Origin of the sequence: Microbacterium oleivorans NBRC 103075, assembly GCF_001552475.1 — a bacterium.
Classification (GTDB): Bacteria; Actinomycetota; Actinomycetes; order Actinomycetales; family Microbacteriaceae; genus Microbacterium; species Microbacterium oleivorans.
In genome coordinates, this window is sequence record NZ_BCRG01000001.1 from 129,745 (window position 1) to 151,030 (window position 21,286).

The window sequence follows — 21,286 nt, forward strand, 5'->3', positions numbered from 1 at the left end:
GACACGGACAACGACTCGGAAGCCCTCGAGGCTTGCTCGGGCGGTGAGTGTGCTCGCGGCGGCGGTGCTCGTCGGCGGTGGCGTGCTGGCAGTGTCGCCGGCTGCGCAGGCCGCCGAGCCCGTTTCGCCCCAGACTGCACCGCTGCTGCAGCGCGACGCTGACGTCGCGACCGCTGACGCGCTTCCGACGGTGCAGATCGACGACGGCTACGTGTGGGCGCAGACCACGATCGGCACCACGGTGTACGCAGCCGGCTCCTTCAAGAACGCGCGCGCTGCCCTGGCGGCGCCGGGGACGAGCCTCACTCCGCGGTCGAACATCCTCGCTTACGACATCACGACCGGCAACCTGAAGTCGTTCGCGCCGCAGGTCAACGGCGTCATCAAGGCGATCGCCGCCTCGCCCGACGGCAGCCGGATCTACATCGGCGGATCGTTCAATCAGGTGAACGGCGCCACGCGCTACAACTTCGCCGCCCTCGACGCGACGTCGGGCGCCCTCGTCTCCGGCTTCTCTCCGTCTGTCGGCGGCACCGGTGTGTACGCGCTCGCCGCAACGGGCGACACCGTTTACGTCGGTGGGCGCTTCACGCAGGGCAACGGCGTCGCTCGCGGCAATCTGGCGGCGTTCAGCGCGGCCAACGGCGCGCTCCTGTCATGGGCGCCGACCACCGACCTCCAGGTCGATGCGATGGTCATGGAGCCCGGAAACCAGAAGGTGATCGTCGCCGGCCGCTTCTACACCGTCAACGGTGTCGGCGGCCAGCAGCGCGGCATCGCCGCCCTCGACCCCGCCACCGGCCAGACTGTCCCGTGGGCAGTGACCTCGGTCATCCAGAACGGCTACGCCGAGGGCCCGAACGCGGGCCGCAGCGGAATCTTCACGCTCGCGGCGGACGCGGGCGGTGTCTACGGCACCGGGTGGACGTACGCCGATGTCGCGACGGGCAACATCGAGGGGACGTTCGCGGTGAACGCCGGCGCGGGAGATCTCCGCTGGCTCGCCGACTGCCACGGAGACCACTACGGGGTCTACTCCACCGGCAAGGTCGTGTACTCGACGAGCCACACGCACCAGTGCGACACCGTCAACCTCTGGCCCGAGCAGCCCAAGCGTCAGTACCGCTACATCGAGGCGTACACCGCCGATGCACGTGGCACGCTGTCACGGACGCCGAGCGAGAGCAACATCTACAAGAACTGGGCAGGGACGCCCTCCCCGTCGGCCTACGCCTGGTACCCCGACTTCACCGTCGGTTCGACGTCCGGACTGGGGCAGGCTGGTCTGTCCATTACGGGTGCAGGGGACTTCATCTCCGTCGCCGGCGAGTTCGGCAGCGTGAACAACGGGCGCTACCAGGGAATCGTGCGCTTCTCCACGAAGCCCTCGACCGGTGCGAAGCAGGGTCCTCGCATCGCGACGGCGGCGTGGACTCCGAGCGCACGCTCGATCTCGGCAGGTGAGGCTCGGGTGCAGATCCAGGCCAACTGGGACCGCGATGACATGAATCTGACCTACGAGCTCCGCCGCAGTGGGCGCTCGACTCCCGTGGCGACGACGACCGTGGCATCCACCTGGTGGCAGCGACCGGGGATCGTCCTCAAGGACACCGACGTCGTGGCCGGACAGACGTACACGTACACGGTGGTGGCCAAGGACGCGAACGGGAACACTGTGCAGAGTTCTCCCGCCAGCGTCACGATCGCCTCGCAGTCCGCTTCGGCGTACGCGACCGCGGTCATCGACGACAGCGCCTCGCACTACTGGCCCCTCGGAGAAGACTCGGGAACGGCCGGCTTCGATTGGGCCGGAAGCGACGATCTGACGGTGAACGGCGCGACTCGCGGCCTGCCCGGACAGAACCAGACCACGAGCACCAAGGCCACGGACTTCGCAGGCGCGGACGGTTCATTCGCCTCCACCGTGTCTTCCGAGGCAGGGTCCAACACGTTCTCCGTCGAGGCCTGGTTCAAGACGACCAGTACCTCCGGTGGAAAGATCATCGGCTTCGGCGACAACTCGACCGGTACGTCCGGCAGCTACGACCGGCACGTCTACCTCAGCAACGACGGACGCGTGACGTTCGGTGTCTATCCGAACAGCGTCCAGACGCTCGAGAGCGGCACCGGCTACAACGACGGCACGTGGCACCACGTCGTCGGCACGCTCTCTTCTGCGGGGATGACCCTCTACCTCGACGGCGCGCTCGTCGGCGGACGTACGGATGTCACCTCGGCGCAGGGGTACAACGGCTATTGGAAGATCGGCGGCGACAACACCGGTGGCTGGCCCAATGGAGGCAGCAGCAACTACCTCGCCGGTTCCATCTCGGACGTCGCCGTGTACCCGTCGGCGCTGAGCATCGACGCCGTCAACCGTCACTACTTCGCGAGCGGTCGAGGCACGGCACCTGCTGCGGCGCCGACCGACGCCTACGGCAAGTCGGTGTACGCGTTGAAGCCTTCGCTCTACTGGCGTCTCGACGAGACCACCGGCAACGCCGCGGCTGACGCGAGCGGTGCGGGTTACGCCTACCCCGGCACCTACTTCGGCGGTGTCACCAAGGGGGCGCCGAGCGCACTCGCGACCGGCGCCGGCACGTCGATCTCTCTGAGCCCCAACGGTCAGACCGGTGTGACGGGCGACAAGCAGGTCTTCAACCCGTCGACCTACTCGATGGAGACGTGGTTCAAGACGACGAGCACGAACGGCGGCAAGCTGATCGGGTTCGGCAGCAACCGCACCGGAGAGAGCGGCAGCTACGACCGTCACGTCTACATGAGCGGCGACGGCGTCGTGAAGTTCGGTGTCTGGAACGGATGGGCCGGGATCGTGCAGAGCGCGCCCGGGTTCAACAACGGCGCTTGGCACCACCTGGTGGCCACGCAGTCGGCTGCGGGCATGCGCCTGTACCTCGACGGCCAGCTCGTCGACCAGAACGACATCACCACCGCCCAGAATTACAGCGGCTACTGGCGCATCGGCGGCGACAACGGCTGGGAGGGCGCGACCTACTGGACGGGCTCCCTCGACGAGGCCGCGGTCTACCCGACCGCGCTCACTCCGGCCCAGGTGACGGATCACTTCCGCATCGGATCCGGCGAGCAGGCGCCCAACGGACAGCCTCGGGATGCCGCCTTCACCGCCGATGCGAGCGGCCTCACCGTCGGATTCACCGGCAGCGCGACGGACCCCGACGGGGACCCCCTCACGTACCAGTGGAACTTCGGCGACGACGCCTCCGACACCGGCGCGACGGTTTCGCACCGTTTCGCCGCAGCCGGCACGTACCGCGTGACCCTCACGGTGACGGACGGTCGCGGCGGATCCACTCAGCACGCCGAGGACGTCACGGTCACCCATGCGGCTCCCGTGGCGGCGTTCACCTCGCAGGCCACGGAGCTGTCGGTGACGACGGATGCCTCGGGCTCGACGGCATCCGACGGTGCGACCCTGTCGTACGACTGGAACTGGGGCGACGGCTCCGCTCACTCGAGTGGCGCGACGGCTACGCACGCATACACCCAGAACGGCGACTACACGATCACTGTGACGGTGACCGACAGCCTCGGCGCGACGTCGACGGCTCAGCGCACCGTGTCGGTCGCATCGACGCCGGTACAGACGTTCGTGGCCTCGGATGCCTTCGGCCGGACCGTGTCGTCCGGCTGGGGCAGCGCCGATGTCGGCGGTGCGTGGTCCGTGCTGAGCGGCACCACCTCGGTGGCATCCGTCCAGGGCGGCAAGGGTCAGCTGACGCTCCCGGCGGGACAGACGCGGAACCTCGCGCTGTCGTCGACGGTGCGCGATTCCGAGAGCCGTGTGGACTACACGCTCACCAACGCTCCCTCGGCGGGCGCGGGATACGTCGGGCTCGGCGCCCGGCGCATCGGCTCGAGCTTCTACAACGTGCGCGTCTGGCACCGTGACACCGGCGCTGTCTGGCTCGTCGCGCAGCGCGGCAGCACGGTCATCACCTCGAAGGCCGTGAGCGGCCTCACGTGGGCCGCGGGCGACACCTTCTCCCTGCGAGTCGACGTCACGGGCGCCAGCCCTACGGCGATCCGCGCGAAGGTGTGGAAGCAGGGAGCGACCGAGCCCGCGTCATGGCAGCTCGAGACGACCGACTCCACTGCGGGTATGCAGGAAGCCGGCGCGCCGGTCTTGCACTACGCCCTCGCCGCAAGCGCGACCTCGCCGGGAACCGTCACCTTCGACAACCTGACGGTTCGCGACACCCAGGGTCCGGCCGTGCCGAATCAGGCACCGGTAGCGAGCTACACCTCTTCGGCGTCCGGCCTCACCGTCTCGGTGAATGGTTCCGGGTCGACCGATGCAGATGGCTCGATCGCCTCGTACTCCTGGAAGTGGGGCGACGGCTCAGCTGATTCGACAGGTGCCACGGCTTCGCACACCTACGCATCAGCAGGCGAACGTCAGATCACCCTGACGGTCGTCGACGATGACGGTGCCACGCACTCCGTGACCAAGACCGTGACCACGACGGCGCCCGCGCCGAACCAGGCGCCGGTGGCGAGCTTCACCTCCTCGGCGTCCGACCTCACTCTCGCGGTGAACGGTTCGGGGTCGACGGATGCCGACGGTTCGATCGCGTCGTACTCGTGGAACTGGGGCGATTCGACACCGACCTCGTCGGGCGCCACCGCCTCGCACTCGTACACCGCGGCGGGTACCTACGACGTGGTCCTCACCGTCACCGACGACGACGGCGCAACCCACTCGGCCACGAAGTCCGTGACGGTCACCGCTCCCGCTCCGGCGGACGTCCTCGCCCGGGACGGCTTCGAGCGGACCGCCACCAACGGATGGGGTGCGGCCGAGGTGGGCGGTGCCTGGACGATCAGCGGCGGTGCCACCTCCGCGGCGAGCGTCAGCGGGGGGACGGGCAGGTTCGCCCTTGTCGCAGGCGGTACTCGCACGGCGCTGCTCTCGCAGACTCCGCTGCGGAACTTCACGGCGACGTCCGACTTCACAATCGACGCGGCGCCGGCGACCGGCTCGAGCTACGTCGGCATCGTCGCCCGGCACAACGGCAGCAGCTACTACGTCGTTCACGCGTGGCTGCGATCCGACGGCAAGGTCTGGCTCGTCGCCCAGCGCGGTTCGACCGTGCTGCAGACGTCGACTCTGAGCGGTCTCACCTACAAGGCGGGCGACACCTTCGCGCTCAAGGTGGAATCCTCGGGCGCCGCAGGAACGACCGAGCTGCGGGCGAAGTTGTGGACGAAGGGCACGACGGAGCCGACGGCGTGGCAGGTCAGTGTCAGCGACACGACGAGTGACCTGCAGGCTGCGGCGCCGGTCGGTGTACGGGCGAACCGTGCGTCGTCCTCGACGACTGCGGTGAACGTGTCGGTCGACGACTTCCGGGTCGCGCCGATCGGATGACAATGAGAAGGCCCGCCGGTACGCGAACGCGCGTGCGGCGGGCCGCCTCGTTTGGGGGAGGTGAGAACGGATGTCGAACGGGATGCTGGTCATCGCCGCGCTGACGGCGTGCCTCACGGCAGGCCTCGCCGCCATGTTCCTCAGTCGCGCGCCGAGGCTGAGCTTCGCCGTCTGGATCCTCGCCGCGTTCCTCCTTCCCGTGTGGGTCGGGCTCAATGTGGGCTTCTTCATGTCCGCGATCACGCTCCTCACCCTCGGCCTTGTCGTGCTTCACAGTGGTCGCTTCCGCCTCGCCGGCCCCGACGTCTTCATGCTGTTGTTCGTCGGCATGATCGCCCTGCTGTTCGCGGCGAAGCAAGTCGAGTTGACCTACCTCGTCTCGGGCCTCCTGGAGTTGGCCCTTCCGTACTTCTGGGGTCGCATCATCTACGAGCGCGTGGGCTCCCGCACCGTCGCGGCATGGATCGCGGGCGCCGCCGTGGGCGTTGCGTTCTTGGCGATCATCGAGTTCCTCACCGGGTCGAACTTCTTCGTCCTGATTCCGGGCTATGAGCCGCTCAGGGCGACGTGGGCTCCGTTGCAGCCCCGCGCGGGGTTCCTGCGCGTCGAGGGCGCCTTCGGTCACTCCATCGCTCTCGGTGGAGTGCTCGCGATGTCCGCCGCCTTCGTCCTGGCCGCACAGATGCGGGCGTGGGCGAAGATCGTGGGGTTGAGCGTCGTCGGAATCGCCGTCGTCCTCACGTTCAGCCGAATCGGCATCATCACTTTCGTCCTGTCCGTCGTCCTCTCGATCCTCGTGCTCCGGAGCGTGGGAACGACGACGAGGTGGCTGGTCGCGGGACTCCTGACTGTCGGGCTGCTCGTCCTGGTGCCGTTCCTCGACACGGTGTTCCTCGACGCGGGCGGCGAAGCCGGGGGAAGCGCGGACTACCGCGGCAGCCTCACGGTGCTGCTCAGCCAGGTCCACCTGATCGGCGGGGCGACGGGGTGGGAGGATCTGGTCGTCGGCGACGTCTATCTGGGTAGCTTCACGGCGTCGACGGACAACGCGTTCATCTCGGTGCTGTTGCGGTACGGATACCTGCCGACCGCGGCGCTGTTCGCCGCTCTCGCGGGTGCCGTCATCTTCGCCATCCGTACTCAGCGCATGTCGCCGGCCGCCGTGGCGATCGTCGCCCAGCTGCCGGGGCTCTTCGCTGTGGCGTTCATCACCCAGTACGGCGTCCTGCTGTGGTTCGTCGTCGGTGTCGCGGTGGCCGGTTCGCTCACGTCCTCGACGAAGGAGGCGGATGTGCCGGAGACGGCCGACCGCTCACGCGAGGAGATCATGATCATGGACGGCGCCGGGTTCGGCTCGTCATCAAGGGGGAGATGAGTTTGTCATCACGTCGCGAAGGTAAGCCCAAGAGATCCGTCCTGTCGACGGCGCGGGAGTCGGTCGCCGCATGGCGCCGAATCGCGCCCTTCTTCACGAAGTCCCGCGGGAAGATCGTGTTGATCGCGGTGGCTTCCGTGGTTGCGGGTCTTCTCGAAGCAGCGCTCCTGACGCTGATAGCCGCCCTCGCCCTCGCCCTCGCGGAGAGCCGCGAGGTCCGGATCGACCTGATCGGGATCGGCGCTGACCTGAGCATTCCGCTGGCGCTGGGCCTCGGAGTCGCGCTGGCCGTTCTGCGGGGTGTCCTGCAGTTGTGGGTCGCCTACCTGCCGGCCGTCATGAGCGGCCAGGCGATGGTCGACCTCCGCACCCGGCTCTTCGATGCGTTCGTCGGCGCAGCGTGGCCGTCGAAGGCTTCCGAGCGCGATGGCGGCTTCCAGTCCGTCATGCTCAACCAGGTCCGCGCAACGTCCGAGACCATCATCCTCATCGCCGGCGTCATCTCCTCGGGCCTGATGTTCCTGAGCCTGCTGGCTTCGGCGGTCGTCATGAGCCCGCCCGCCGCCGCCGTGATCACTGTCGTGTCGCTCGCCCTCTTCGCCGTGCTCCGCCCCCTCGCCCGGTCACTTCGCAAGAGCTCGACCATCCTGAGCTCGGAGAACATCGAGTACGCCAAGACCACCCAGGAGGTGGCGGCCCTCGCCGAGGAGACTGAGGTGTTCGGTGCCAGCACCGCGTACCGCGAGCGCTTCTACTCTCAGCTGCGTGCGGTCCAGGTGCCGTTCCAGCGAGTCCGTTATCTCTCCGGAGCGGTTCCGGCTCTGTACCAGAGCGTGGCTCTCCTCGTCCTCGTCCTCGCCCTCGGTGTCGTGGCGCTGCTCGGCGCCGGCAACGTCGCCACGTTGGGTGCAGTCGTCCTGATCCTGGTTCGCGCCGTCACGTACGGGCAGCGCGTGCAGACATCGATCACGTCGGTCGACGAGAAGCTGCCCTTCGTTCACCACCTCGCGGACGCGATCGAGCGGTACGAATCCCAGCCCCAGGAGACGGGCCGACAGGCGGCCGATCACATCGGCGACCTCACCATGAGCGGAGTCGGATTCCGCTACGACCGCGGCGAGGAGGTCCTCCGTGACGTCTCGTTCTCGGTCAAGATGGGCGAGATCATCGGCATCGTCGGTCCGTCCGGTGCGGGCAAGTCCACGCTCGTCCAGCTTCTGCTCCGGCTCCGGGAGCCGAGCGGCGGTACCTACTCGGTCAACGGAGTTTCGGCATCCGACATCGACAGGGGCGACTGGCGGCGCATGGTGACGTACGTCCCGCAGTCGCCGCAGCTGTTCTACGGATCCGTCCGCGAGAACATCCGGTTCTTCCGAGACGACATCGACGACGCGGCGGTCGAGGATGCCGCTCGCCGAGCGCACATCCACGAGGACATCCTGCGCCTGCCCGAGGGGTACGACACGATCGTGGGAGCACGCGCCTCCCTGGTCTCCGGCGGGCAGCGGCAGCGGATCACGCTCGCCCGCGCCCTCGCCGCGCGTCCGGCCGTCATGATCCTCGACGAGCCGACGAGCGCCCTGGACGTCAAGTCCGAGGAATCCGTCCAGGCTTCGTTGCAGGAGCTTGCCGGCGAGACGGTGGTCTTCCTCGTGGCGCACCGCTTGTCGACACTGGCGATCTGCGACCGCGTCATGGTGGTCTCGGACGGCACGATTGCGGCCTTCGACACGGCGGAGAACCTCGTCGTGACCAACTCCTACTTCAGCGAAGTCAGCGCGATATCGGGGCGGGCGGCGACGCCCGGCCTCCCGCGTCGATCGCCGCGGGGCTGAGCTCATGGTCACTGTGTCGTCACGAATGGGGCGCGACCGGGTGAGAGCCGTCCGCGGTGACCTGCGCCCCGGGCTCTGGGTCAAGGCCGGCCCGCTCATGTGGCGCCGCATCGGATCGGGATCCGTTCCCGGCCATGCTTCGTCGACGAAAGGCGTCGCGTCCGCGCTGACGTCCCGGCAGACGCTCGCCTGGGTGCGTGATCTGCGTCACGCATTCGTCGTCACTCGCGGCTCCGGCACGGCGGACGCCGCGGTGGCGGCCCACGACGGAGGCACTGTTCTCTTCGACACGGCCGCGCACCGCGTCATCCGGCGTTACGGCAGCGGTCCCGTGACGGAGGAGTACGTCCGGATGCGGACGGTATTCACGTCTCACGTCGGTGCGCCCGCCTTCGTGGTGGGCGGCGACAGGGCTTTCCTCGTGGAGGAGCTGGTCGTGGGCGAGCATCTGCTCGACGTTCCTCCGGCGGCGCGCGTGGCGACCATCCGTCGCTTGATCTCGGAGTACGCGCAGTTGACAGCGGATGCCGGTGCCGACGGGCCGGGGCTGCGAGAACTGCTCTCCGGCGTCATCGATGACCTTGATCCGTCGAGCGAGGCCCGATGGAGGGCCGCGGACGTCGGCGATCTGACGGACAGGATGTCGTGGATCCCGAGTGCGTACGAAGCGACCGCGAAGAACCTCATGGTCTCGCGGGGGCAGCGGCCGGTCCCGATCGACCTGGGCGACCTCCAGATGCAACCGTTCTTCGTCTACCCGCTCGGTGTCCTCATCGCAGCGGGTGGCGAGGTACTCGAGGCGTTCCGCCGCGGCGAGTTCGACGCAGAACTCGCGGAACTGTGGGCGGCCGCCGGTCTCGAGTGGTCGCGGGATGCGGCTCAGCGTGATGGCGCGCTCGTCGCCCGGGCGGCATTCGCAGCCGTACGTGATCACGACGCCGGAATCCCCGGCGGATTTCCGACCCTGTTCGACCAGCGGCTCGCACTGATCGATCCATGGCTCAGCGAGATGCACAGTGGGGGAGTCTTATGACCTACGGGGTGCTCTTCCTCTGCCACGCCAACGTCTGCCGATCGCGGTTGATGGAACACGAGTTCCGCGCCGCGGAGAAGGCCGAAGGCGACGAGCGATGGCCTGCGGCCAGCGCAGGCGTCGCAGCGGCGGTCGGGCACTCGCCGTGCGAGGAGGTCGTCGCCCTTGCGGCGGAATCGCCTCTCGGGGCCCGGTCCCGGCGAGCCGACCGGGGTGCCGTCCAGCTCGACCACGGTCTTCTCCAGGAAGCCGGCCTGGTCATCACGGCGACGCGGGCCGAACGCGCTGAAGTGGCGTTGCTCCTGCCTGCCATGCGCTCGCGGACGTACACGCTGCGAGAGGCGGTCGCGCTCGCTCAGATCGAGCCGCTGACCGCCGCCACCCGTACGGGTGCGACCCCGGGGGACGTCCTCACCGCGTTCGCCGAGTCCCTCGATCGCCATCGCGGCAGCGTTCGTGCGGAGAACAAGACCAGCCGGAGCCACTGGCTGCACCGCCGCGGTCGCGCCGACGATGTCGACATCGCGGACGCGCACCACCGGCGCGCGCGTGATCACCAGCGGGCCCTTCGGACGGTGCAGGTGGAGACCATCGCGCTGCACGCTCAGCTGAGCGCGTTCGCGCAGCGCCTTCAGCTGCTCGGTTCCTGATCGTCGCGCTCAGTCGCGGGCCGCATCCGCGGTTGCCGCGGGGGCGGGATTGATCGCGGCGCGACCAGGAGTCACCGGACCGTAGTAGTCGCCGGCCTTCTTGTCATGCCGACCACGGTTCAGGATGCTGCCCAGGATGCGGGCCCCCGCACCCTCGAGCAGCTTGATCGACTTCGCAGCGTTCGGTCGGCGTGTCTTCGTCGCGTCGACGACGAAGAGGACACCGTCGACGGACGGGGCGAGCAGGCTCGCATCGGCGACATTCAGCATGGGGGGCGCGTCCACGACGACGAAGTCGTACCGCGCGGCCGACTCCTCGAGGAGATCAGCCATCGCCTGCGAAGCGAGGATCTCCGCCGGGTTGGGCGGGGTGCCGCCGGACGGCAGGACGTCGAGCGTCGACGATCGGAACGGGTACTTGGCGGTGTCGAAGTCGTGCATCTTCAGCAGCACGGACGTCAGCCCCACCGCATCCTCGATCCCGAAGAACACATGCACCTGCGGGCGTCGCAGATCGGCATCGATCAGCAGGACACGGTGGTTGAGGTCGGCCAGTGTCAAAGCGAGGTTCACGGCGACGGTCGACTTGCCCTCGCCAGGGGAGCCCGACGTGACGAGCAGCGTCGAGACGCGCGAGCCGACGTTGGCGTAGGTGAGTGCCGATCGGAGGCGTCGGAACTCCTCCGCCGATCGCCCCATGGGCTCCTGAGCGACTCCGGCGGCGCGGTGAGCCAGCAGCGGTGCGCGCGTGATGACGCCGAGGACGGGGGTTCCGCTCACCCGCGCCAGAATGTCCTCGTTCCGCACGCGCGTGTCGGCGGCGCTGAAGATGAGGGCGGCGGCGATCCCGAGCAGCGCACCGATCAGAAGGCCGAGCAGGGCGTCCCGGGGCTTGTTCGGAGACGACTGCGACGAGGGAGCAACGGCCTTGTCGATCGTCTCCGCCGTGATCGTCGGAGCGCCTTCGGCGCCCTTGGGCGAGATCTGCAGGACGACGTCGGCCAATTCGGCGGCGACGGCGTTCGACAGCGCAGCGGCGCGATCGGCGTTCGTCGTCGTGGACGTGACCCGAAGGATGACCGTGTCCTGCGGAATCGACACATCGAGAGAGCGTGCGAGGTCTCGTGGCGTCGTGTCGAGTCCGAGTTCTTCGATCACCGGCTCGAGAACGCGGGAGGTCGTCGCCAACTGGGCGATCGAGAGCATCTGATTCTGGGTGTAGGCGGACCCCTGGTTGAGGTCCGACGCGCTCGCCCCCTGGTTGAGTGCGAAGTACAGCGACGATGTCGATTGGTACTGCGGTGTCTCCAATGCGGACAGGCCGAAGGCAGCCGTGGCGCCGACAACGGCACAGACAGCGACCCCCCACCAGAACTTCCGCAGTGCGCTCAGCAACCAATGGCCGGACCAGGGCGCGGTTTCCGCCATGGTTCCCCCTCCCCCAAAGTGCTCCTACTCTACCGGCGCGGGTCGCTCCCCGACACAGATCGCACCTCTGGGGCGGCGGCAGAACACGATAACGGCCGAGAAACATACACGACGGCCGCCATGATGCGCATGAGGGAGCTCTCATCCGGCTCAAAACCCGAGAATTGCTTTGCTAGCGTCAGCGACACTTTCCCCGGTGTACGCGCGTCGTTCACCGTCGTTCATCCCGGCCGTCCCCCGCGGCGAAATCGAGGCCCCCATGCTCCCCTTCCCCAGACGTGCCCTCGGGCTGACTCTGGCCCTTGTCGTCGCCGTCGGAGTGATGAGCGGACCCGCCGCTCCCGCCGCAGCAGCCGGTTCGATCTCTGCTCAGGACTCGATGTCTCGCTCCCTCGCCTCCGGGTGGGGTAAGGCGGAGGTGGGTGGCGCATGGACGATGCTGCCCAGCACCGTCGCATCCGTCAGCGCGGGCAAAGGCTGGGTGACGAGCCCTCGCCCCGGTCGTACGTCGCGCCTGTCGCTGCCCGCCTCGACGCGCGATGTCGATTCTCGGTTCACGATGACGCTCCCCGCGATGCCGACGACCGGAAGCGGTCTCTACCTGTCGCACGGTGTTCGCGCAACGACGGACAGCGCCTACCTCGTCGGCGTCCGCGTCATGGTCGGCGGCACGATTGAGCTGAGTCTCCAGAAGCGGACCGGATCATCGGTCAGCTCCTTCGAGACGATCCGGATGAAGGAACGCTTCATCCCCAACGGCACGCTGAACGTGCGGATCCAGGCGACCGGATCGACGTCGGTCTCCCTCGTCGCGAAAGCCTGGGTCGCGGGCGCCGCGGAATCGAACGCTCGTACCCTGAGGTACACGGATGCGTCATCGAAGCGGCTCGCGGGCGCTGGCGGAGCCGAGTTCTCGCTGTTCACGTCAGCGTCGACCAAGGCTCTTCCGGTCGGTGTGGACAACCTCACCATCGCGGCACCCGCTGTCGACACGCCCGCGCCCACGCCGGAGCCGGCGCCCGCCCCCGGGCCGAACCCCGGACCGGTGGACGGCGCGCCGGCCGCGGGTGCCCGCGCGGCGGCAGGGGCGAACGAACCCGGAACCGTCGACTACACGGTGCCCGCGAACGCGATCATCGTCGCTCCCAACGGCAGGGACTCTGCAGCGGGTACGGTCGGCGCACCGGTTCAGACGATCGCCGCCGCCCTCCGCAAGGTGCCCAACGGCGGGACCATCGCCCTGAGGGGCGGCGCGTATCACGAGACGGTGATCATCCCGCCGCAGAAGCGGATCACTCTTCAGCCCTACCGCGGTGAAGCGGCGTGGCTCGACGGAGCGGAGGCCGTCGGCGGGTTCCGCGAGTCCGGCTCTCTCTGGGTTCGCTCCGGCTGGACGCAGTCACTCGACTCCAGCCCCACCTACAAGAGGGGAGCGCCCGACGGCACGTCGGACGGCTGGCGATTCGTCGACCCGGCTTACCCCATGGCCGCCCACCCCGACCAGATGTGGGTCGATGGGCGACAGCTGACGCAGGTCGCGTCCCGCTCGCAGGTATCGGCCGGTCGCTTCTACGTGGATGAGTCCGCAGATCAGCTCGTTCTGGGGACGAATCCCGCGGGGAAGGACGTGGAGGTGAGCACGCTCATCCGCGGTCTCTCCATCCGGTCGGAGGGCTCTGTGGTCAAGGGAATCGGGGTTCGGCGATACGCGACGAGTGTCCCGTCCATGGGAACCATCATCGTGGCTGCGGACGACGTCACGGTCTCGGATGTCACCGTCCGCGAGAACGCGACGACGGGGCTCTACACATGGGCGCGGAACACGACCCTGTCGGACGTGTCGGTGATCGGTAACGGTTTGCTCGGCGCCGGTGCCTCGCAGGCGGACGGCCTCGAGGTCATCCGGCTGTTCTCCTCGGGCAACAACCGGGAGCGGTTCAACAGGGCGCCGGTATCGGGAGCGCTGAAGATCCACAGCTCCTCCGACGTCGTCGTCTCCGACAGCGTGTTCGCGGACAACTACGGACAGGGACCGTGGTTCGACGAGTCCAACGACGGCGTCGTGTTCACGGGAAATGACAGCCTTCGCAACACCGGCAACGGACTGGTGTTCGAGTTGTCCGAGGATGCGGTGATCGCGGACAATCTGGTGGCCGACAACGGCATCAACGGGATCTACATCGTCAATGCCGGCGGCGCCGCCATCTGGAACAACACGGCGGTCGGCAACGAGCGCAACATCGCCGTGACCCAGGATTCGCGGAGGTCGAAGAACCTCACGATCCCGTGGCTGAGCAAGAACACCGTGATCGCGAACAACGTCGCTGCAGAACCGGAGGGAAGCTGCATCGTCTGCATCGACGACCGCTCGCGAGCCCTGACCGGCGCACAGATGGTGACGCGAGCCGACGGCAACCTGTATCACCGAACGTCGCTGACGTCGCCGCGATCGTTCGCGATCTACGCACAGGGACAGGCGGGACCGTCGCAGACATTCACGACGCTCGCTGACTTCATCGCTGCCACCGGGCGGGAGAAGCGGTCGGTGCTGCTCGAGCAGGCGACGTCGCCCGTCAACGCCGACTACTCGCTCCGGTCTTCGGCCGCGTCGCAGCAGAAGTCGATTGCGGTGCCCGTGCCGACTCAGATCGCCGACGTCTCCGACCTGAGCTCGGGCGAGGTGAGCTTGGGAGCACGCTTCCCGTGACCGGCGTTCCGGAAGGAGCGGCGGAGTCGCTCCACTCCCCGGGTCCAGATGAGCGACGGAAGGTAACGGCGTCGGAAGCGCCGGATGAACGCGCGGGCTGACGGGACATCGGGAAAGAGACCGAAGTCCGTCCACCGTGCGGCGATGAGGTCCCTCGTGGCAGGGTCGGCCTTGCCGAGTACCTGACGATGCACGGCGAAGACCGCCGCGTTCGCCGACTCGTGCTCGGCGGCTGCCGATCGCACCCCCCGCTCGGACGCAGCCTTCGGCCAGATCGTCGGGGACGGGATGGGGAGGTCGTTGCGAAGGGCAACGAGGCCCGGTCCCCTCGTCTCGACCCACCCGGCGTAGAGGAAGAACTCGAGAAGTTGGCGGCGCTCGAACTCCTCGCCGAAGGCGAGGCCCGACCGACGTTCCACGTCGTCGATGAGCGTTCGGACGGTCGCGGTGTCGAAGACGAACGGCGTCGCCGTCGGCGGGAACGCGGCGAGGGCACGCTCGAGGAGGTCGGCACCCGCATCCAGGTACCGGAGCGTCGAGACCAGCGAGTCGCGGAGCGGGTGCGAGTCGTAGGGATGCGACCGCCCGAAGGCGCGTCCCTCGTCGTCGACGAATTCGGCGGCTGTGGTGGCGCGGGTGAAGTGGTTCTTGGCGTCGAGGACGACGTAGTGCGGTGTGTCGACTCGGCTCGCGATCGCGAGCTTGGCCGCTTGCTGGCTTCGCCAGCCGCCGGTCGCGCCCGGGTCGATCAGCTCCTTGGTCCGCACGATGTGCACGCGGGACTTCAGGGCGCCGTATTCCCGGAGGACGCGATGCCGGGTGATCGGCGTCATCCCCAGGACGCAGTTGTCGAGAATGAGGATCCGGTCGATCTCCTCGGGGTCGAGGTGGATCGACATCGATCGTGCCTGGAGCTCGAGAAGCGGTGTCTCCGTTTCGAACACCACGGTGACGAAGGTCAGTGGAGTTCTCATCGCATCGACCCGATGAGGTCCCGCGCAGCGGCGAGCAGCTGCTGGCCGCGCTGCTGCGCACGGAGTGCCTGTTCCGACAACAGCGGATCGTCCACGGCCGCGAGGATGCGGGCTGCAGCATCCTCGGTGACACCGGCGTCGACCACGTGCGGCCAGCCCAGCTCGCTCATCAGGGGAGCGAACTTTCGTGAGTAGGCCATCGCGATCGCGGGAGTGCCGGTCGACAGCGCGTTCAGGCAGGCGTGCATGCGTGCGCCGATCACGACGGACGCCCCCGCGATGACTGCGCGGGCGTGCTCGAGGTCGCGCGGAATGACGAGACCGAGGCGTCCGTCGTACTTCTCCTGCAGCTCGATCGCGACCGGGACGTCGTTATCGGCGTCAGCCGAGTCGAGCACGTGCGGGAACAGGGTGACGGATCGCCCGCGGGCGTGGAGCCCATCGATCACCGACTCGATCTGACGTCGGTAGACGAGCGGATCGCCGTGATGAGGCGACCGCCACAGCAGGCCCGAGACGTTGAGCAGCACGTCGTTTCCCGGCTCGGGCACCGGCTGATGGATGCCGAACACGAGGTCCGTCGTCGTCAGGTCGACAGGGCGGCCGAGCGAGGCCGACGCCTTCGCGCTCATCGGGTCACGCGCGAGGACGAGGCGGGATCGATTCACGTCCCGCCGCGCCAGCAGCCGCGAACGGCGCGAACCGAACGGACCGATGGTCTGCGGGGCGAGGACCGTCGGAACGTGACTCCGAGCGGCGAACTCGTGGATCATCGACATCGTCGTGTGGCGGGGGAGTCCGTAGATGTCCGAGAAGCTGTCGCCGGACCGGGTGTCCCAGTAGAGGTCGAATCCCCCGAGCCAGTCGCGCATTCCGCGCCGGCCGGTCACCCATTCGCGCACCAGACCGCGCGGCGACCAGGTGACGGCCTCGGGCTTCGTGCCGTAGTTCATGTAGGCGAACTCGGCGTCGGGCCAGATCTGGTTGAGCAGATCGCGTGAGCCGCGCCCGAGTGCGCGCACGCCGAGATTGGGTGAGGTCTCGTCCGTCCAGGCGAGGAGGATGCGCATTCGGTGTCCTTTCCGCCCGTCGGCGCGATGCGGAGCATCTGCGGCCGACGGTGGGGGTTCGTGTCAGAGGGCGGCGCCGGAGCGTCGTCGCGCCCGGCGTCCGAGATCGTGCATGGATTCCCGGTCGGCCAGTCGCAGGGCGAGGTCCTCGTAGGCGCTCGCCACATCATCCCAGCGGAACGCCACCGCGGCGCGCTCTCGCACCTGCACGCCCGAGGCGACGGTTCGTTCGTGGTCCTCCTCCAGAGCGGTGAATCGCTCCGTCGCCTCCGCGGCATCCGCGAAGAAGAGCCCGTGCTCGTCGAGGGTCTCGTGATTGAACCCGACGTCGTACGCGAGGACAGCCGTTCCCGCCCCCATCGCCCGGAGGAGCGACGGGTTGGTTCCCCCCACGGAGTGACCGTGCACGTATGTGAACGCGTGGAAGTAGAGGGCGTCGAGCAGGTCCTGGTCGTACACCCCGCCGAGGAAGCGGATGCGGGGATCGTCGCCGGCAGCCGCGCGGATCCGCTCTGTGTACTCAGCCGCGTAGGGTGCCGACCCGACGACCACCAGCGGCTTCGTCGCGGAACTCGCGCGGTAGCCCTCCACGATTTCGAGGACATGATTCTCGGGCTCGAATCGGGCGACGACCAGGTGGTAGCCGTCCGGTTCGAGATCGAGCGTACGGATGCCGTCGGTCGGAGCGGTCTCGAGGATCGGGGCGCCGTACCGGATGAGCTCCGTCGGCACGCCGAACTCGCGGTCGTAGTACTCGCCGATCCCGGGCGCGTCCGCGATCAGGGCATCCGCGGTGCGCACCCCGAACTCCTCCGCCCAGCGGTAGTACGCCTTGCCGCGGCGTCCCCACTTCGAACGCTTCCACTCGAGACCGTCCATGTGCAGAGCGGTCGGGATGCCTCGGGCTCGCAGCACGGGGAGGAAAGGCGAGTTCGCCGCGTTGAACACGAACGCGGCATCGGGCCGCCGGCCGAAAACGGCGTGGACCGCCGAGAGGCCGGTGTGGCTCAGCGTCTCGAGCTGCTTGACGGGCACGGCCGGGAGGTGCACGACCTTCATTCCGAGGTACTCCCGCTCGCGGCTCTCCGAGCCTCGGGTGTACACGGTGATCGCGTGACCGCGTTCCACGAGCCGTCGACCGATCTCCTCGACCGCCGTCTCGAACCCTCCGTACGACGCGGGAACGCCCCGCGTGCCGATCATCGCGATCTGAAGGGTGCGCGTCGCGGGGCTTCGGTTCTCGACCGCCACCGGGTTCGCCGCGGCATCCATCTGCCCGGTCGACTCGAACGTCATCAGTACGCTCCCTCGGGCGAGATCATGACCTTCGCCGTTCGCCACATGAGGACGAGATCGGTCATGACAGTCCAGTTCTCGACGTAGCGGAGGTCCAGTCGGACGCTCTCCTCCCAGGAGAGGTCGCTGCGGCCGCCGACCTGCCACGGACCGGTGATGCCCGGTTTGATGTAGAGACGCCGCGAAACGGTGCCGTCGTAGGCGATCACCTCGGAGGGCAGTGGCGGCCGCGGACCGACGACGCTCATGTCGCCGCGCAGAACGTTCCAGAACTGAGGCACCTCGTCGAGCGAGAACTTCCGGAGGAACTGGCCGACGCGTGTGACGCGGGGATCGGATTTCAGCTTGAAGAGGAGACCCGAGCCCTCGTTCTGCTCGATCAGGGCGGCGAGTTCGGCCTCGGCGTTCACCCGCATCGTCCGGAACTTGAGCATCGCGAATTCGCGACCGTCCCGACCCACGCGAGCCTGGTGGAAGAAGACGGGGCCGCCGTCGTCGGTTTTGATGGCGAGGGCGATCACGAGCGCGATCGGCGCGAAGAGGGCCAGCGCGGCCAGCGAGGCCATGATGTCGAGCGCACGCTTCACGTAGTAGGTCGCGCCCTCGAAGCTCGGGATCTTGACGTGGATGAGGGGCATGCCCTCCACCGGGCGGAGCGACATGCGCGGGCCGGCGACGTCGGCGATCCGACTCGAGATGACAAGTTCCGCCGCGGTGCCTTCGAGTGCCCAGGCGAGCCGCTTCACATACGTCGGATCGCCGGCCGGCTGGCTCGCGACGACGATCGTGTCGCTTTCATGGATCGTTGCTGCCCGGAGGACGGCGTCTTCACCGCGCGTCACGAGGTAGTCGACACCGTCGACGCTCACCGAGTCGTCGGAGTCGTCGAGGAGCGCGACGCCGACGACGAGATACCCGAGCTGTCCGGCGGGCCCGAGGGTCCGGATCGCGTACTCGACGTCATCCCGGGATCCGACGACGACCGTCCGTGAGGCGTAGCGGCCCTCGGATCGCTGCGCGATGAGCCACCGCCGCCACGCCCACCGTGAGACGAGGAGCGCGAGGGTGCCGAGCGGAAGCGCGGTGAAGAGCTGAACCCGGATTCCCTCCCACTCGAAGAGGACGAACAGGATCGCCAACAGGCCGAAGGCGAGCCCCGTCGCGTGGGCGACGCGGGCGTATTCGGCCGCGCCCGATCCGATCACGCTCGTGGAGCGGGTGTTGAACAGCAGCAGAGCGGCGAGCCAGAGCGTCGCCGTCGCGATGGAGATCGCGGCGGCGCTGAAGGTGAGGGGGGCGACACCGGGCTGACCGCCGATCGTCAGCGAGACGGCGGTCGCGAAGGCGCACGAGAGCGCGACGACGGCAACATCGCTCAACCGGAGTCGCAGGCGGAAGCGACGCTCCCACTGCTGCCGGCTGACGAGACCCGCCGACGCGCGCGGAGCTTCACCGGCCAGGCCGCGTACTGCTGACAGCGGGCTGAGCCCGGGCAGCGTGAACGAGGGCGAAAGGCCCTCGACTGCGCTCACTGAGCGCCCCCACAGACAACGGACTGTGTCCGCATCATGCCCCCAAGCAATGTGCGATCACTGCAGTCGCCGAAACGGCTGCAAATCTCCCCAAATGAGCTTCGCGGTTCCCCAAGAACCTCCGCGCAACCCCCCGGCCGCGCGATCCACTCGAGGGCAACTGTAGCGCGCGTCGGACGGTCGTGCGAGCGCGCAACGTAAACTCGTTGTAAACCCGTCGTTCATCTCGACCGGATGCCGCGACCCCCGCGGCGCGTGCGCCTCAGGCGCCGAAAGCGCGAGCCAGGGTCACCAGCAGCGGCCCGATCCGCCCATCGATCCGGAAGCGGGCGAACCCCTGCGACACGGCGCCGCCGGTGCGGGACGTCACGAACCACGGCGGCTTCGGCAGCACCGAGAACCGGCCGCGGCCGAGGGATCGGGGGAACGGGCGGAACGGCCCGCGGACGACCGTTCGCTCGACATCGTCGAGGAGCAGAGCGTTGTGGACGATCCCGATTCCGCTCGGTGCATCGTCGACGGTGCCGCCGGGGAACGCGCCCCAGGTCGCGGTCGGGGTCAGGAACCCGAACGCTGTCCAGCCGTTCACCGCGACGGTGCCGTAGCGCAGGCGGGCGATCGCCGCCTCGAACCCCGACCTGAGGCTGCTCTGGGTGGTCGGGTCGATCAGGAGATTCGCCCCCAACGTCCCGGTCAGTCGATCATTCGCATGCGCGACTGCGGCGTCGAGGAAGGCGGCTCCGGTGCCGGGCAGGTCGATGATGCCGAGGACGGGCGCGAAGTACTCCGTCGTCTCGATCTCACCGTCGCCCGAGACGATCGCCCGGGTGTCGCCGGCGAACCACTCCGAGTCGGGGTAGGTGTCGCGCACGCGCCGCAGGCGCTCGAGAGCGTGCGGGTACCAGACGGGACGCCGTGGCGTGCGGGCGAAGGCGCGGCGCAGCTCTCTCTCGAAGTCCTCGCGCTGGTCCCAGTCGCGGCTGAGCAGCACGACCTGGCCGGCGATGCAGTTGTGGCCGCTGTTGTGCAGGCGCATCGTGGCGACGTGCTCGGCCTGGAACCGCAGATCGGCTTTCGTCCACCGACCGGGTACGACGATGATCGGCGACACCCCGCCGAGTTCGGCTGTGATCGGCACGCGGAGGCGGTCCTCGCCCGAGCCGACGATCGCGCGGAAGGTCGTCTCCGACCCGGTGATGTGCACGTGATCGATCTCGGGATGCCGCGTCAGGTACGCCCCGACGTCGCCACCTCCGCTCACGACCGCCGCGAAGCCTGCCTCGATGAGCGGCGCGAGTGCCCGCTCGAAGACGGGCACCAGCGTGTCCTGCGTGGGGTTCACCTTCAACAGCGCCACGCGCCCCTCGGCGAGCAGTTCGTACAGCACGTCGAGGAACGGGATCGACGTCACGTTGCCGGCGCCGAGGACGAGACCGACCCCGGTGCTCCGAAGCGGATGCCGCGAGGCGAGGCCCGCGGCATCCCGCGCTTCGTGGGAGGTGACCCCGGGGCGCAACCAGACCTCGGTCGTGTACCCCGAGAGCAGGATGCGGTCGGACACCCGCAGCGGGGATGTGTGCACGACCGTGCGACCACCGGGGGCGGTGCTGGTGCGGATGCCGGCGAGCGGACTGCGACCGCGGGCCAGTGCGTCGAGGGTGTCGGCGTACGCGTCGAGCGCGACGATGGCGGCGTAGGGCCCTGCCAGCCATTCCTCGCCCGCGAGCGGATGCCGCGGGTCGAGTCCCTTGCTGGCGGCGGCGATCCGCGCCCAATCGTCCGCCGCGGCGCTTACTGCGGCGCGCACCTCACGCAGCAGGTGGCGGCGTCCCGCGGCGGGAACATCGGTCCACGCAGCCGCGCCCGCCCGAAGGCGCGTGAGTGCAGCGTCGAGGGTGGCGCGGGTGTCGGCGTCGGGGGAGAGCTCCCGCGGCGCGGACGGTGACGTCGTCGTCATCGTCGCGGTGTCGTCGGCG

The 21,286-nt window shown here is 68.5% G+C and carries 12 protein-coding genes; 6 read left to right on the plus strand and 6 right to left on the minus strand.

The window, feature by feature from the left end:
- The first annotated feature begins 43 nt into the window (after positions 1 to 43).
- The 5 genes from MO1_RS00590 (at position 44) to MO1_RS00610 (ending at position 10,303) form a co-directional block, all read left to right on the plus strand.
- Positions 44 to 5,410, plus strand: a complete 5,367-nt coding sequence (locus MO1_RS00590) for a PKD domain-containing protein (RefSeq protein WP_255209192.1) — start codon at positions 44 to 46, stop codon at positions 5,408 to 5,410.
- Positions 5,411 to 5,480: 70 nt separating this feature from the next.
- The gene (locus tag MO1_RS00595; RefSeq protein ID WP_036310834.1) at positions 5,481 to 6,785 is read left to right on the plus strand and encodes a hypothetical protein; all 1,305 of its coding nucleotides are present in this window, start codon (positions 5,481 to 5,483) and stop codon (positions 6,783 to 6,785) included.
- Entirely contained in the window at positions 6,782 to 8,620 is a 1,839-nt protein-coding gene (locus MO1_RS00600) for an ABC transporter ATP-binding protein (RefSeq protein ID WP_255209193.1), read from the plus strand. The genes MO1_RS00595 and MO1_RS00600 overlap by 4 nt, the downstream gene beginning before the upstream one ends.
- Positions 8,621 to 8,624: 4 nt before the next feature.
- Complete coding sequence (locus MO1_RS00605; RefSeq protein WP_152540133.1) at positions 8,625 to 9,653, plus strand: hypothetical protein; 1,029 nt, start codon at positions 8,625 to 8,627, stop codon at positions 9,651 to 9,653.
- Positions 9,617 to 10,303, plus strand: a complete 687-nt coding sequence (locus tag MO1_RS00610) for an arsenate reductase/protein-tyrosine-phosphatase family protein (RefSeq protein ID WP_082724342.1) — start codon at positions 9,617 to 9,619, stop codon at positions 10,301 to 10,303. Before MO1_RS00605 ends, MO1_RS00610 begins: the two co-directional genes overlap by 37 nt.
- 9 nt (positions 10,304 to 10,312) lie before the next feature.
- Here MO1_RS00610 and MO1_RS14930 read toward each other — a convergent pair whose 3' ends face one another.
- Positions 10,313 to 11,731, minus strand: a complete 1,419-nt coding sequence (locus MO1_RS14930; RefSeq protein WP_060914923.1) for a tyrosine-protein kinase domain-containing protein — start codon at positions 11,729 to 11,731, stop codon at positions 10,313 to 10,315.
- 259 nt (positions 11,732 to 11,990) lie between these two features.
- Between MO1_RS14930 and MO1_RS00620 the strand changes: the two genes are divergently transcribed.
- Positions 11,991 to 14,438: a right-handed parallel beta-helix repeat-containing protein gene (locus MO1_RS00620; protein WP_255209194.1), complete on the plus strand. Its 2,448-nt coding sequence runs from the start codon at positions 11,991 to 11,993 to the stop codon at positions 14,436 to 14,438.
- Here the strand turns inward: MO1_RS00620 and MO1_RS00625 are convergent.
- From MO1_RS00625 to MO1_RS00645, 5 genes are all read right to left on the minus strand, one after another.
- Positions 14,375 to 15,412, minus strand: coding sequence for a DUF6492 family protein (locus MO1_RS00625; protein WP_060914924.1), 1,038 nt, complete (start codon positions 15,410 to 15,412; stop codon positions 14,375 to 14,377). The two genes, MO1_RS00620 and MO1_RS00625, sit on opposite strands and share 64 nt — an antisense overlap.
- Complete coding sequence (locus MO1_RS00630) at positions 15,409 to 16,482, minus strand: polysaccharide pyruvyl transferase family protein (protein WP_060914925.1); 1,074 nt, start codon at positions 16,480 to 16,482, stop codon at positions 15,409 to 15,411. Before MO1_RS00630 ends, MO1_RS00625 begins: the two co-directional genes overlap by 4 nt.
- A gap of 63 nt (positions 16,483 to 16,545) precedes the next feature.
- A complete protein-coding gene (locus MO1_RS00635) occupies positions 16,546 to 17,754 on the minus strand; it encodes a DUF1972 domain-containing protein (RefSeq protein WP_060915130.1) in 1,209 nt (402 codons plus the stop codon).
- A 23-nt stretch (positions 17,755 to 17,777) separates the two neighbouring features.
- Complete coding sequence (locus MO1_RS00640) at positions 17,778 to 19,310, minus strand: sugar transferase (RefSeq protein ID WP_060914926.1); 1,533 nt, start codon at positions 19,308 to 19,310, stop codon at positions 17,778 to 17,780.
- A gap of 262 nt (positions 19,311 to 19,572) precedes the next feature.
- Positions 19,573 to 21,267, minus strand: a complete 1,695-nt coding sequence (locus tag MO1_RS00645) for an aldehyde dehydrogenase family protein (RefSeq protein WP_060914927.1) — start codon at positions 21,265 to 21,267, stop codon at positions 19,573 to 19,575.
- Positions 21,268 to 21,286 lie beyond the last annotated feature (19 nt).